This window comes from Streptomyces rectiviolaceus, assembly GCF_039533825.1.
GTDB classification, from domain to species: domain Bacteria; phylum Actinomycetota; class Actinomycetes; order Streptomycetales; family Streptomycetaceae; genus Streptomyces; species Streptomyces rectiviolaceus.
This window is the reverse complement of sequence record NZ_BAAAUG010000032.1, coordinates 17311-31523: the sequence shown is the minus strand read 5'-3', so window position 1 is coordinate 31523 and position 14213 is coordinate 17311. Positions and strand designations below refer to the sequence as shown.

The window sequence follows — 14213 nt, the reverse complement described above, 5'->3', positions numbered from 1 at the left end:
ATGCCTGACCACGCCTCGACACCCGCCCCCGCCGCCGCGTACACCGTCGGACTCGTGAACGCCGCGGACGGCGTACCTGTCGCCACGTACACCTGGCTGCCCGACGGCGGTCGGCCGCGCGCCTTCGTGCAGATCGCGCACGGTGCGGGTGAACACGCCCTGCGCTACGACCGGTTCGCGCGCCATCTGACGGCGCACGGCTACGGAGTGATCGCCTCCGACCACCGGGGCCATGGGGCGACGGCGCAGGCGACCGGTGGGTACGGGGTGACGGGTTCGTCCGCCGACGCGTCGCCCGACGTACCGTCCGACGCGGCAGCAGCCGACAGCTGGCGAGCCATCGTCGACGACCTCAAGGCGATCGGCGACCAGGTACGCACCCTGTATCCCGGAACCCCGCTCTTCCTGCTCGGCCACAGCATGGGCTCGCACCTGGCCAGGGACTACGCCCAGGAGTACCCGGACGACCTCGCGGGCCTGATCCTCTCCGGAACCTTCCGCTCCCTGCCGGGGGTCGGGATCGAGGAGTCGATCGCCCGCCTGGAGCGCGAGATCACCGAGAACGGCCGCGAGGCACTCTCCTCCTACCTCCCCGAACTCTTCGCCGCCTTCAACGACCCGTACCCGCACCGCACCGGCTTCGAGTGGCTCTCCCGTGACGAGGCCGAGGTCGACGTGTACGTGGCCGACGAGCGCTGCGGATTCCCCTTCTCCGCCGGGCTCTGCCTGGACTGGGTGCGTGCCGTGCGCAAGATGAACGACCCGCGGAACCTGGCCCGGGTCCCGGCGGACCTGCCCGTGCACATCGCCGTCGGCACCGAGGACCCCTGCAACCAGGGCATGACGCTGGTCCATGAACTCCTGGAGGACTTCCGGTACGTGGGCCTGGACGACCTCACCTGGAAGGGGTACGAGGGGGCGCGCCACGAGATCCTCAACGAGACCAACAGGGACGAGGTGCAGGAGGACCTGCGGGGCTGGCTGGACAAGCGGGTGTTGTGAGGACCTGCGACCCGCTCGCCGTGCGGGAGGGCCGGAGCGGCGCGCCTCGGTACCCGCATCCAGCCATGCACAGGGCCTGATCCGGCCTCAGCTGCTCTTTCCCGGCAAGGTGCTTCCCGTCGGCACCCCCCGTCCCTACGGTGATACGGATACGACAGCGTGCCTGGGGGTGAGACTGATGGCCTTCACCGAGATAGCCATAGCTGTGATTACGACCGGGCCTGCCTATATTGCGGTCTGGTTGACCGCACGCGGGGCCCAGGGCGAGCCGGCACAACCGCAGGCTTGTGCGCAGCGCGCCGTCTGTGGGCAGTGCGAGGGTCGAGCCACGCCGGACAGCATGTCGGGCAACTTCAAGGCTTGGGCTCTCGCGGCCTGACCCCCTTCTCTTCGCGGTACTTCGGCGGGCCCGCCACCTCCAGGGTGGCGGGCCCGCTGCGTGGCCGCCGCCGACCAGGTCGCCGCTGTCAGTGGCGTTGGCTACGGTTCTCGGCATGTCTCGAGCTCATGCCAAAGCCCAGGTCACGGGTGACGACGTCCGGCGTATCGCACTGGCCCTGCCGGATACGACGGAGAAGATCGCCTGGAGCATGCCCACCTTCCGGGTGGCCGGAAAGATGTTCGCCACGCTCCCCGAGGACGAGACGTCCATCGCCGTGCGGTGCCCGAAGGTGGAGCGTGACGAGTTGGCCCTCGCGGAGCCGGACAAGTTCTGGATCGCCGACCATGAGGCGATGTTCGCGTGGGTGCGCGCACGGCTTTCGGCCCTGGACGCGGCAGAGCTGGAGGTCATCCTCGCCGACTCCTGGCGCCAGGCCGCCCCCACCCGACTCCTGGACGCGTACCCGGAGTTGGGGCTCCCGCCGGCGAGCTAGCCGAGCGGGAAGAGCGATCGGCCGCTGTCAGTGCCGGGTGGCATGATCCAGGGAGGCAGGCAGGCGGCAAGCAGGGTGGCGGCTGAGGCTCGTGGGATGACGGGCCGGATGGTGTCGCCGCGGGCGGGGAGGGGACAGGGGTGCCGTCAGGGGGCGGGGTTTCAGGGGGCGGGGCCGGCGAGGGCGAGAGGGTTGGCCAGGGCCAGGAGGTTGACGGGGGCGGGCATGCGCGGCTCCCGGCGGAGGGGCCGGGCGGGCGCACCCCACCCGGCCGCAAGGGCATGCCGATCGGTCGCACGGCCAGGTCGATGACGGCCGAGAGCAGGAGCATCTGGTCGCGGGACTTCGGCTTCTTCTTCGGCGCGCGGACCGTGGCCAAGCTCGGCGACACCATGCTGCCCGTCGCGCTTGCCGCGGGTCTGCTCCAGTACGGGCATGGAGCGGGCGCCGTCGGTCTCGCGATGGCCGCCACGACGGTCTGCTTCGCGGGCCTGGTGATCTTCGGCGGGGTCTTCGCCGACCGGTTCAGCACCCGTCTGCTGATGATCGGTGCGGACGTGGTCCGGCTCGGCGCACAGTCGATCGCGGCGGTCCTCTTCTTCACCGGTCACATCGTCCTCTGGCAGATCTGCGTGATCGGCGCGGTCAACGGCGCGGCGGGCGCCCTCTTCCAGCCCGGCGTCGCCAGCACGGTCCCGCGCCTGGCCACCGACGTCCAGAAGGCCAACGGCGCGATACGCGTGGCCGAGTCGGCCGCGGCCCTGGCCGGACCGGCCGTCGCGGGTGTCCTCGTGGCCTTCGCCTCGCCCGGCGCCGTCTTCGCCGCGCACGCGGGGACGTACGGCCTGAGCGCCCTGTGCCTGGTGCTGCTCCGGCTGCCGCCCGCGCTCCCCGGTTCGCTCCCGCACAGCAACGGCTTCCGGGCCGATCTGGTGCAGGGCTGGCGGGAGTTCAGGTCCCGCACCTGGCTCTGGGGCGTCATCGCCATCTTCTGCGTCCTGATGATCACGACCACGGGCCCGCTGACGCCACTCGTCGCCACCCTCGTCGTCCAGGAGCACGGCTCGGGGGCGTACGGCCTGGTGAACTCCGCCCTGGGCGCGGGCACCGTGCTCGGCGGCCTGGTCGCCCTGCGCCTGCGCCCTCGCCGTATGCTCCGCGCCGGTTCCCTCGCCCTGATCGGCTACTGCGCGTTCCCGGCGGCCGTCGGCGCCCAGCTCGGCGTCCCGCTGATGGCTGCGGGCGCCGCGGTCGCGGGCGCCGGGCTCTCCTTCTGGGGCGTCATGTGGGCGACGAGCGTCCAGACCCAGGTGCCGCCCGACGTCCTCAACCGCATCCACGCCTACGACGTCGCGGGATCGATCGCCCTGCTGCCGGTCGGCCAGGCCCTCGCGGGGCCCGCCGCGAGCACCTTCGGCGCTGAGCAGGTGCTGATCACGGGCGCCGTGACGACGGTAGTCGTCTGCCTGGCCCTGCTCTCGGTGCCCGCGATACGCGGGTTGGTGCGGGTGGACGGGAGAGCGCCTGTGTCCGGCGGGGGAGCGGCCCCCGGCAGGCCGACGCGGACGACCGCTACGCGAGATCCCGCGATACGAGATCCCGCGATACGGGAGCCCGCTACACGACAGTCCGTTACACGAGAGCCCGCTATACGAGAGCCCGCGCCCCCAGAAAACCGGTGATCCTCTCCCGCAGCGAGCGGACGTCGAGCCCATGCGCGGCCATGTGCTCGTCGACCTGTCCGTAGCGGCGCAGCTCGGCACGGCCGACGCCGAGCCCGAGCACGCGGTGCGGGACATCGGCGAGGGCGTCGTTCGCGGCGGCGGTGGAGGTCCCGGCCAGGTAGGGCTCGACCACGACGACATCAGCCACCGCTCCCATGCCCGCTCCCGCCCCCGTCCCTACGCCCGTCGCGCGGCGCAGTGCCTCCCCGTCGAAGGGCCGCACCGTGGTCGCGTAGAGCACGGTGAGATCGAGGCCCTCACTCGCGGCGAGCACGTTGTCCAGCGTCGGCCCGACGGCGATCACGACCCCGCCGCGCCCTTCCCGCACGGTGTGAAAGCGCGCCCCGTCGACCGGCAGCCCCCGGGCGTTCGACTGCACCGACAGCCGGACGTACACCTTGTCGTCGCCCGCGGCGACAGCGTGCCGCAGCAGCGTCTCGGCCTCGTCCGGGTGGCCCGGCACATGCACGGTCCAGCCCTCCAGCGTGTCCAGGAGTGCCACGTCGCCCGGCGACATGTGCGTGAAGCCTCCGGCGGGCCAGTCGAAGGAGGCGGCGGCGCTGACGAGCACGCCGCCCACACCCTGATGCCCGAAGTCCAGCTTCACCTGCTCGAACGGCCGCTCCACGAGGAAGCTCGCGAAGGTGTGCACGACGGGCCGCAGCCCGGCGAGGGCGAGCCCGGCGCCGGTCCCCACGAGCAGCTGCTCCCGGATCCCGACATTGATCACCCGGTCCGGGTGCTTGCGCTGCGCCTCCGTGAAGGCGTCCGCGCCGATCTCGGCGAGGACGACGGCGACACGCGGATCCTCGTCGAGCAGCCGCGAGACGACGGGGGCGAAGCGATCACGCATGGTGTCCATGACAGAGAAACCTCCAAAGACGAAGACGGAAGAACCCGCGCACCGGCAGAGGACTGAACAGTCGGCGGATCGGTCGGCGGATCGGTCGGCGGACGTTCAGGCGAGCTTGGGCTCGGCCACGGCTTCCTTCGACTCGACCTGGGCCACGACCACCCGCGGCCGTCCCGGATGCGGCGCGGTGAACGCCGCGTACAAGGCGTCGTGATCACGCCCGTCGACCGTCTCGGCGGACCACCCCGCGGCCTCGAAGCGCGCGGCGATGCCGCCGGGCCTGGCGTGCCGGGCGGAGGCGTTGTCGATCACGACGGTGTGCAGCCGCTCGAGCCCGGAGGGCCCGGCGAAGGCGATGGCCTCGTGATTGCTGCCCTCGTCCAGCTCCGCATCGCCCACTAGCACCCACACCCGCGCGTCGGCGCTGCCCCGCGCCCCGAGCCCCAGCGCCGTCCCGACCGCGATCGGCAGCCCGTGCCCCAGAGACCCGCTCCCGATCTCGACCCCCGGCACGAGCACCCGGTCCGGGTGGTGCCCCAGCGGAGAGTCGTACGACCCGAATCCCTCAAGCCAGTCGACGGGAATGAATCCCTTGGCGGCGAGGACGGCGTAGTACGCCATGGGCCCGTGCCCCTTGGAGAGCAGGAACCGGTCGCGCGCCGGGTCGTCCACGCGCTCGGGTGTGACGCTGAGCACCCGGTCGTAGAGGACCCAGAGCGTGTCGAGCGTGGAGGTCGCGGCGGGCCCGTGCTTCTCGTCGCCCGTCATCCGCCCCATGAGGCGGGACAGGTCCGCGTAGCCGTATTCGTATCCGCGTTCCGTTGTCGTCGTCATGGCACAGAGCGTGCAACCTCAAGTGCTCTTGAGGTCAACAGGGCACGAAAGGCGTGAGCGATCACGGCTTCGAGTGCGGTATTGTTTCGGTGCGCGTTCGGCCAGGGGAAAACCCCAGGTCACACGGGCACCGGGACGTGGCGCAGCTTGGTAGCGCACTTGACTGGGGGTCAAGGGGTCGCAGGTTCAAATCCTGTCGTCCCGACGGAAACGTCGCAGGTAGGGGTCACCTTCGGGTGGCCCCTACTTCGTGTTTGGGAGCAAATCTGGGAGCGGGGAGCCGCTCCCTGTGCTCCCAGGGAGCGGGAGTCTGGGAGCGGGGTGACTGCTCCTGATCGAGTGCTCCGGGGCGCTGATCGCCGCTGATCCGACGCTGTCTGGCTGTGGCTGCCCTCCTCCTCGGCCCGCACCGTCTCAGCGACGTGACCGGCATCGCCGGCGGCCTCGGACCGCGACGACTGGTCGAGACTCTGCGGCGAACGCGTACAGGCCTACTTATGCCGGGAGCGGCGCGTGGGGGCGGTGCTCTGCAGGCGGACCGGGCCAGGGCCTTGCGGGCCGAGTGAGTCGTCGGGGTTGAGGAGCAGGCACGCCTTCATCGACAGGCAGCCGCATCCGATGCATCCGGTGAGTTCGTGTTCCAGAGCTTCGATCGCACGGCGGCGCTCCTCCAACTGCTGCTTCCACGCGAGAGAGAGGCGTAGCCAGTCCTTGTGGGTGGGGGCGCGGTGGCCGGGCAGCGTGCTGAAGACTGCGGCGACGTCGCCGAGCGGGATGCCGAGGCGTTTGGCCATGATGATCAGTGAGATGCGCCGGAGCATGTGGCGAGGGTAGAGGCGCTGGTTGGCGCCGCCTCGTTCGGAGAAGATCAGCCCCTTGCGTTCGTAGAAGTGCAGGGCAGAGGCGGACACGCCGGTGCGGCGAACCACGTCACCGATCGTGAGGAGGTCGTCGGGGTTGACGTGCACATCGGCCTCCTGGCGTTCTTGGTGCTGCGCTCAGACTGTCTTCCGGCGCGGACCGTGCTGGCGGATGAGCGCCACGACCGTGATCGACAGAAGCAGGCACAGCAGGGCGATACCCAGCTGCGTCATGCGCCATGACCAGGTGAGGGCGGCAAGTTCGGCGTGACGATGGGCATCGGAGAGCTGCCCGGCGCTGACGGACGCCGCCCGCTCACCGTCGCCCAGGCGGCTGCCGAGCAGGCCGAGCAGTGCGGCTCCGAATGCGGCGATCACCATGGCTTCGGCGGCTCCGCGCAGTGTGTTGAGGAATCCGGCGGCCATGCCGACGGACTGGGCCGGTACGAGAGCCATGGCCTGTCCGTCGGTGATGCCGAAGGAGATGCCCATGCCGACGCCGATCAGCAGGAGCGGGCTCGCGGCGCCCAGAACCGTGTTGTGGGGACTGAGCGCGCTCAGCCAGAGATTGCCCACGGTGACGAGAAGAAGAGCGGGCACGATCAACCGGCGCGCCGGCACGCCCTTGTTGACGAGTGCCACCGCAGCCAGCGGCGTGACCAGGACGGGAGCGGTCAGCAGCAGCATCGCCGTGCCCGCCGCCGCGGGGGTGAGGCCGGCGGCGGCCTGAAGGTAGGTCGGCAGGAAGACCAGGACACCCAGGAAGCCGACCGAGGTCGTCAACGTGGCCAGGCTCCAGCCCAGGAAACTGCGGTTGGCGATGAGGGCCGGGTCCAGGACGGGCGCGGCGCTGCGTCGCTGCACAGCGGCGAAGACCATGAGCGCCACGAGTCCGCCGACGGCCGCGGCGATGACGGCGCCGTGGGTCCAGCCCAGGGAGGGCGCCTCCAGCAGGGCGAACATGAGGAGGGCGAGCGCGGCCACGAACAGGAGGCTGCCCGGCCAGTCGGCCCGTCCAGTGGCCGCGCGGGACTCGCGGATCCGGGTCCCGCCCGACGTGATCAGCAGGCCGACGACCGTGAACACCACGAAGCTGCCCCGCCATCCCGTCGCGGAGATCAGCAGTCCGGACAGGGTGGGACCGACAGCGACGCCGACGCCAGCCATGGTGCCCATGAGCGCGAACGCCCGGTTGCGGGCCGCTCCTTCGTAGGAGGACGCGAGGATTGCGCCGCCCGCGGCCATGATGCCGGCGCCGCCCACACCGGAGACGATGCGCGCCGCGTCGGTGAAGACGATTGACGGACTCACGGCGGTGACCAGGAATCCGAAGGAGAAGACCAGTGCCGAGACGACGAACGTCCTGCGCCGTCCCACCCGGTCCGCGGCCGAGCCCGCGACGAGCGTCATCGCCGCGAAGGCCAGGTTGTAGCCGGCCACAACCCAGTTCAGGGCCGAGCCGGAGGTGTCCAGATCCCGGCCGACGCCCGGTAGGGCCACCGCCGTCCCGGAGATGGACATGGCCACCAGGACGACACCGGCCAGGACCACCGGGAGGGTCAGGGCCGACGGACGTGCCTGCGGAGAGGACAGGGCCGTTTCAGCTGTGGTGGCATCCACGTCGACTACTCGCTTCCTTGGCGAACGGGGTCACGAGCACCTCACCAGCTCAACCGCAGTTGAGGGCAAGAGGACTGGTCAGGGGCGGACCACGGATCAGACGGTCCGCAGGGCATGTCCGATCCGTTCAAGAAACCGGCGACAGTGGCCCCGTACCATCACCGCCATGAAAAGCACCGGCACCGCATCACGTCACCTCAGTGTCCGTATCGACCGCACGGCCGAGGATGTCTACGCCTTCGCGTCGGACCCGATGAACATGCCCGCGTGGGCCCATGGCCTGGGACGCTCCATCAAGAAGATCGACGGTCAATGGGTCGCGGAATCCTCCCCGATGGGAAGGGTGGTGGTGACCTTCGTACCGCGAAACGAGCTGGGTGTACTCGACCACGACGTCACGCTGCCCTCCGGCGAGACCGTCTACAACCCGCTCCGTGTGATCAGCGACGGCACGGGATGCGAGGTCGTGTTCACCCTTCGTCAGCAGCCTGGGACGAGCGACGCAGACTTCGAGCGGGACGCCGGCATGGTCGCTGCTGATCTGGATCGGCTCCGTCAGCTGACGGAGCCCGCATAGCCTCGGCGTTGCCGATGAGGGGCTTCTCCGGATCTCATGCCGCTGCGGCAAGAGCCCGTTGATGTCATCGGGATCAGATCACTTCAAGGAGACGCCGGTGCTGCATCAGCCGGCCGAAAGTCCGCTCGATCACCCAGCGTTTCGGCTGGGGCTGGAACCCCTTGGCGGTGGACCGTTTGACGACCCCGACGTCGATTCCTCTCGCGGCTCCGTGCTGAAGACGCTGGTCTGGTATCCGCCGTCGGCCCATACCTTCGGCACGCTGCGATGCGAGGCGGCGGGCTCGTCGATCAGGCGGGCATCGCACGCCACTTGATGCCGTTGTCGGTGACGTAGAAGACCGCATCATCTGCCGGTGGCAGTAGCCCTCCGGCTGCCCACCCCTCCCCTCCATCCAGGCCGGCACCGGCAGCGCGTCCCGCAGACCCGGTCCGGCCGGTCGGCTGCGTTCCCGAACCGGTGAGCGAGGCAATCGCAGGAAGAACGCACCGAGTTGAAGACAACCGGCGACACGGCGTAGAACTGCGACAACAGGACCTCCGGGGCAGACGAATTGGCTTCGCAACCCTCGTGCTGCACCGGAGGTCCTGCCTTCATGCGCCCAACCGGCCGAAATCACCTGCCCAGGCAACCTGTTCGAACAGAACCACCCTCACGATCGACAGGACTACGGCTGCCGTGCAGGTTCGCCACTGGCCGCCCAACGACCGCCACTGTTGGTGTCAGCCGGTGATGTCAGCGGGCAGTGGAGACGGTCCGGGCAACGGGGTGGAAGTTGATGCGTTCGCGCACCACGGGGAAACCGGCCTTGGTGAAGTTCGCGGCCATGGGGAAGTTGCCCCGGTCCGTGGCGCCGGTGACGACCTCCGCGCCCTGTTCCACCAGGAAGTGGGTGCACTCGGCGAGGAGGTCGTAGGCGTAACCATGGCCGCGATGCTCCGGCAGGACGCCGATGAAACCGATGGTCGGTCCGGAGGGGTTGTGCGCCGGGATGTGGATGCCGGCCATTTCGCCTTCCGGGGTGCGGGCGAGCTGCCACCATTCCCGCGGGGAGGGGCACCAGTGGAAGAATTCCAGTTCTTCCCGCGCGGCCTGGTCGAGGCCGCCCTCCTCGATGGCCTTCAGCGCGTGGGCGTCCAGCGTGGCCGCGTGGATGCGGCGCAGCGCGTCGAAGAAGACCGCGTCGTCGGGCTCCGGGCCGAAGACGAGGCGTCCGGGCCGCTCGGGCAGCCCGCGTTCCGGGGTCCAGCGGTACAGGAAGCGTTCCACCAGGAGCTCGTAGCCCGCGGCCCGGGCGGCGGCGAAGCGAGTCTCGGCGGCCGCGGCCAGGGCGGGGTGCTCGCGCCAGTCGCCGGGCAGGTTGAGCTCGAGTTCGACCCGCCACGGGGCGGAGCGCAGGAGTTCAGCCCCCGCCTCGACCTCGCCCTCGGCGACGTCGAACCAGTTGAGGTTGATGGGTTCCTTGTCATCGGGACCGCCCCACCAGGCGCCGCGGGCGACGACGGCGCCGTCGCGCAGGGCCACCCGCTTCCAGTGGGGGCGGTGCGTGGTCCGCTGGTGCGCGGCACGGGCGTTCAACGGGTCGGGGTGTGCGTCGAACAGATGGGCGTCGCTCTCGTCGAGCGCGCGGATGACCGTATCGGTCATGGGTTCCTCCGGGATGCGTACGGCAGGAGCGCTCCCGGTCGGATCAGAGGTGCCACACCGGGGTAGCGGGGAGGGAGCGCTGGATGGTTGAGAACTGCACGGCACTCGCCTCCTTCCGTTCGTCTCACGCGGCGTGGTCCGGAGCCGAACGCTACTTGAACACCGACGGGTCCGTCCACGGAAATTGCGAACCGTGCCGGCGAAGCCCCTAGCCTCGCCGTTCTACTTGGTTTGCGGCTGATGGGGCAGACGAGCTGGCTTCGCAAACGGCGGTAGCCCCAGGACGGGTTTTCGCTGGACAGGCGCAGGATCTGCAGGCGGATGGAGCGCACGGTGCGGAGCCGGCCTTGGCGGTGAGGTCGAGAGGTGTTCGCCTGGCGCTGTTTGAGCAGGTCGCGGTGCCATCGCAGGACGGTGTCGGGTCGTACGAGCAGCCGCGGGCGGCGTAGTGCCTCGCGGGGGAGAGGGCGGAGGAGTGCGGCGAGGAAGGCTCGGTCTGCTGGTGCGAACTTGGCCCGTTCCGGACCGAGTTGCCGTTGCACCTACACCATCACGCGGGACGCCATCCCGCACCGCGGGATCGGTGGCCTGCTGGGCCTGCTGGGCCTGCTCCCACTGCTCCGGCCACCGCTCGCGTGCCTCGGTCTCCACCTCCGTCACCTCCTGGCTGTCCAGGACCGTCTGATCTCACGGAGGCCGAGGCTCAACTCCCGTAGGAAGTAGATCTGTTGTGGCCGCGGCAGATCTGCTTCCTCGAAGTGACGGTGCCCGTTGCTCCCGATCCGCGCCGGTGGCAGCACGCCGATCTCGTCGTAGTGACGCAGTGTCCGGGACGTCACGCGCTTCAATGGCCGGCTGCGGCACCCGCCCGCGGGCCTTCTCGCCCTCCCGCCGCAGCAGGCTCCCCTGCGGCCTGGGGGCAGGCCGCCGACCGGTCGCGAACCGGCCGAAACGGAGTCATAACTTCCTCCCCAATTTCCCCACCGGACCATCGAGGGCCCCTCACTCGCAGCTCTGTAGGCTGCTCCGGCAGACCGGTGAAGTGCCGTGAAACGGGGGCTACTTCGCGACGACAGGCAACTTTCCATACGTGGGAGGCAGCATGTACAGACGCGTCACGATTCCACTCAGCGCCGTGTTACTTCTGCTTGGGGGCGCAATACCGTCGGCCATCGCCGACGGCGGCGGCTCACCTCCAGGGAAAACGCTCTACCGCGACACCGAGGTCAAGATCTCCTACCGGAAGCTCGGCGCCGGCGACCCGCAGCAGAGCAAGGTGCCGCCGGCGATCCGCGAGAAGACGCCCGAGGGCTCCTACTTCGCGCAGTTCCAGGTCGAGAACCTCTCCCAACACGAGATCAACGACTGGTCCCTGACCTTCGAGCTCCCCGACCGGATCACCGCCACCGACGCGGTACGGCTGGACTCCGGGCAGGGCGACCGTGCAACCTTCCAGAGCACCCCGGCGAACAAGGTGATCGAGCCGGGCGAGACCTCCACGCTCTGGTACAGCGCCCGGCCCGACGGCAGCGCGCACACCCCGACCTGGGCGAACTTCGCCAAGGACGGCGCGAGCCCGACCAAGGACACGGACGGCGACGGCCTCACGGACGACATCGAGCAGCGCGCCAAGCTCGACCCGAAGGCCAAGGACACCGACCGCGACGGCCTGACCGACTTCGTCGAACTCGGTAACCGCAGCGACGCGCTCAAGCGCGACACCGACAGCGACGGCGTCCCCGACGGCCAGGAGGACCCCGACGGGGACAACATCACCATCCAGCGTGAGCTGCGGTTCAAGACCGCCGCAGGCAACCCGGACACCGACGCGGACGACCTGGCGGACGGCAAGGAGCTCGCCCAGCACACCGATCCGGTCAAGGCCGACACCGACGGCGACGGCGTGGAGGACGGCCAGGAAGGCCGTATCGGCTCCGACCCGCGCACCGCCGAGTCCGTCTTCGACGTGACGCGCACGGCGGACGGCGGCGTCACCGAGGCCTCCGCCGTGGTCGATGGCCTGCGTCCCGATCAGGTGCAGGCCTTCGACATCACCAAGCTCCCGGCCGGCCAGAAGCAGTTCCCGAAGTCCACGCCGGGCTATCTGGGCAACGGCTACCAGCTCTCGGCCGACGGGACATCCGGCCGGGCGAAGGTCTCCTTCGCGATCGACCCGAAGCGGACCGGTCCCGGTATCAAGCCGGCCGTCTACCGCTACGACGAAGAGTCCCAGCGTCTGGTCAAGGTGGCGGCCCAGCGGCTCGACGGAAACACCATCACGGCCACGGCCGGCGACCCGGCCAAGTACGTCGTGCTCGACAGCCGGGCCTTCGACAAGGCGGTCGAGCAGGGCTCCCGCACCAATGCCACCAACGCCACCCAGGACGCCCAGGACGCCCAGCAGTCGAAGGACTCCGACAACGACGGGATCAGCGACTACGACGAGCGGCAGATCCGGGACGGCCGCATCCTGACGGGCAATGGGCTGCCCGTCGGAAAGCTGGACCCCGACGACCCGGACTCGGACGGCGACTCGGTCGTGGACGGCAAGGAGATCCAGGTCGTCACCGGAAAGCTGAGCGGGGCGGCGGACCAGGTCTACGCGAAGCTCGCCTCGAATCCGCTGAAGCGGGACACGGACGGCGACGGGAAGCGCGACGGCGCCGACAAGCAGCCCATGGTGGCCGTGCCGACGGACAAGCTGATCCACCAGTCCGCGAACCGGGAGGGGCACCGCAAGGAGGCCGACCCGAGTGACGTCCAGGTGCCACTGAACCCGCTGGTCGCGGACGACCTGACGTTCAACGACTACACCTACGACGAGCTGACGGATCTCAGCTGGCAGTTCTACGTCGCTTCGTTCACCCCGGAGTCCTGGATGTGGGGCGAGTTCAACAGCATCATGAACGCCGGAAAGGCGGGAGCGGACTACGACCACCAGCAGGCAGTCGTTGACCTGTACAACGGATTCCGCTACGGCCGCGACGGCCAGAGCGCGGGCACCGTCACGGTGGACGACAACTTCGACCCGGCCCGCTTCCAGACGGTCGGCTCCGGCACCGCCCTGTCCCGGGCGGTCGCGGCATCGCCGCAAGAGAAGCAGTACATCGAGAAGGCCGAGGGGATCATCACCCGGCTCCTCCAGGACAACCGTGGTGACACGGCGCCGTTCACGGTCAAGGACAAGCTCGACCAGAACCTGCTGTACCAGGAGTTCAACCGCACGGGCCTGAAGTACCCGGTGTACGACTTCTCCGCCACCGACGACAACCAGAGGGCGCTGTCCATCGCCATCCACCAGTTCCACGGGCACACGATCCAGCTGAAGGACTACACGGTCAGCGGGAACACGTTCTCCGGGAAACTGGTCTTCCATTCCTACGACCACTTCGGTCTCGACCCGGACGACGAGATCACCACGTACGGCTTCATCGACTGGTTTACGCTGCAGCACTACGACCGGTTCGACGGGAAGTACACCCCGCCGATCGCCCAGGCAGACGTCGAGGTTCCCATCAGTGGGTCGTTCTGACGCTCTCGAACTAGAGCGGCGCACCAGGCGGCGCTCGCCGGGCCGGATCCTGCTCGTCACGCTGATCGTCGTGGCGGCGGCAATCCTGGCCTGGCGGGTCGCCGTCTTCGCCATGCTGGGGTGGCACTTCGGCAGCGATTTCGACGAGCGGCGCTTCGACAAGCTGGAGCAGCAGATCGACCACCGGCAGGCCGCCTTCGCCAAGGCCGACGCCCGCATGCGACAGCTGGCGGCTGACCACCCGAAGGCCGAAGTGATCACCTGGATCCAGGCCCGCATCTGCGTCCGTGACCCCGGACGCCCCGAGGAGTGCGATCCGACGACTCCGAAGGACAAGGCCACGTACGAAGCCCTCTGGGGCACCGACGTGATCCTGCATCAGTCACAGGACAAGGACCGCGTCTTCTTCCGCTTCTACGGAAACGACCCCCCGATCTACACCCTCATGTACGCCCCCGCCGACACCGACACCGAGTCGTACGCGGACACCCGCGGCTTTCGCACCACCCGCTCCCTCGGCCCCGGCCGGACCCTCCTGGGCCCCATCCCCGACCTGGACCGAGAGAACAAGCAGTGGCAGTACGACTGAGCTCCCGGACCGGACAGGCATCGACAGACCCGTGGTAGCGAGAAGGGCTTCGGCGGCGCGGGCGGGGCGATACTGATGTTGACTGTTGCCCTGCCGCCGG

12 protein-coding genes, 1 tRNA gene and 1 pseudogene are annotated in these 14213 nt (G+C 69.5%); 8 read left to right on the top strand and 6 right to left on the bottom strand.

All coding sequences use genetic code 11. From position 1 onward, the window contains the following. The 3 genes from ABD378_RS11170 (at window position 1) to ABD378_RS11160 (ending at window position 3559) form a co-directional block, all read left to right on the top strand. Window positions 1-1002 carry an alpha/beta fold hydrolase gene (locus ABD378_RS11170; RefSeq protein ID WP_344520455.1) on the top strand — a complete coding sequence of 334 codons (1002 nt, stop codon included), beginning with the start codon at window positions 1-3 and terminating at the stop codon, window positions 1000-1002. Between the two features lie 494 nt (window positions 1003-1496). Next, complete coding sequence (locus ABD378_RS11165) at window positions 1497-1877, top strand: MmcQ/YjbR family DNA-binding protein (protein WP_344520454.1); 381 nt, start codon at window positions 1497-1499, stop codon at window positions 1875-1877. 281 nt (window positions 1878-2158) lie between these two features. Beyond that, entirely contained in the window at window positions 2159-3559 is a 1401-nt protein-coding gene (locus ABD378_RS11160) for an MFS transporter (RefSeq protein WP_386543143.1), read from the top strand. On the opposite strand, the gene ABD378_RS11155 is transcribed toward ABD378_RS11160, so the two are convergent. Then, entirely contained in the window at window positions 3525-4463 is a 939-nt protein-coding gene (locus ABD378_RS11155) for a transketolase family protein (protein WP_344520452.1), read from the bottom strand. The two genes, ABD378_RS11160 and ABD378_RS11155, sit on opposite strands and share 35 nt — an antisense overlap. Before the next feature lie 96 nt (window positions 4464-4559). Next, window positions 4560-5288, bottom strand: a complete 729-nt coding sequence (locus ABD378_RS11150) for a transketolase (protein WP_344520450.1) — start codon at window positions 5286-5288, stop codon at window positions 4560-4562. Between the two features lie 131 nt (window positions 5289-5419). On the opposite strand from ABD378_RS11150, the gene ABD378_RS11145 reads away from it, so the two are divergent. Next, a tRNA-Pro gene (locus ABD378_RS11145) sits at window positions 5420-5493 on the top strand. A gap of 286 nt (window positions 5494-5779) precedes the next feature. Here the strand turns inward: ABD378_RS11145 and soxR are convergent. Together soxR and ABD378_RS11135 are read right to left on the bottom strand one after the other, a co-directional pair. Continuing rightward, the gene (gene soxR, locus ABD378_RS11140) at window positions 5780-6256 is read right to left on the bottom strand and encodes a redox-sensitive transcriptional activator SoxR (protein ID WP_344520449.1); all 477 of its coding nucleotides are present in this window, start codon (window positions 6254-6256) and stop codon (window positions 5780-5782) included. Between the two features lie 30 nt (window positions 6257-6286). Next, entirely contained in the window at window positions 6287-7768 is a 1482-nt protein-coding gene (locus ABD378_RS11135) for an MFS transporter (RefSeq protein ID WP_344520448.1), read from the bottom strand. A gap of 166 nt (window positions 7769-7934) precedes the next feature. Here ABD378_RS11135 and ABD378_RS11130 point away from each other — a divergent pair, with 166 nt between their 5' ends. After that, window positions 7935-8345, top strand: coding sequence for an SRPBCC family protein (locus ABD378_RS11130; RefSeq protein WP_344520447.1), 411 nt, complete (start codon window positions 7935-7937; stop codon window positions 8343-8345). Window positions 8346-8442: 97 nt separating this feature from the next. Next, entirely contained in the window at window positions 8443-8661 is a 219-nt protein-coding gene (locus ABD378_RS11125; RefSeq protein ID WP_344520446.1) for a hypothetical protein, read from the top strand. Between the two features lie 419 nt (window positions 8662-9080). On the opposite strand, the gene ABD378_RS11120 is transcribed toward ABD378_RS11125, so the two are convergent. Both ABD378_RS11120 and ABD378_RS11115 read right to left on the bottom strand, forming a co-directional pair. Further along, window positions 9081-9992 carry a GNAT family N-acetyltransferase gene (locus ABD378_RS11120; protein WP_344520445.1) on the bottom strand — a complete coding sequence of 304 codons (912 nt, stop codon included), beginning with the start codon at window positions 9990-9992 and terminating at the stop codon, window positions 9081-9083. Window positions 9993-10669: 677 nt separating this feature from the next. Next, a pseudogene (locus ABD378_RS11115) lies at window positions 10670-10840 on the bottom strand (MerR family transcriptional regulator); the annotation flags it as partial. 287 nt (window positions 10841-11127) lie between these two features. Here ABD378_RS11115 and ABD378_RS11110 point away from each other — a divergent pair. Together ABD378_RS11110 and ABD378_RS11105 are read left to right on the top strand one after the other, a co-directional pair. Next, entirely contained in the window at window positions 11128-13524 is a 2397-nt protein-coding gene (locus ABD378_RS11110; protein WP_344520444.1) for a DUF3289 family protein, read from the top strand. Next, window positions 13511-14113 (top strand): hypothetical protein, encoded by a 603-nt coding sequence (locus tag ABD378_RS11105; protein ID WP_344520443.1) that lies wholly within the window; start codon window positions 13511-13513, stop codon window positions 14111-14113. The genes ABD378_RS11110 and ABD378_RS11105 overlap by 14 nt, the downstream gene beginning before the upstream one ends. Window positions 14114-14213: the final 100 nt, after the last annotated feature.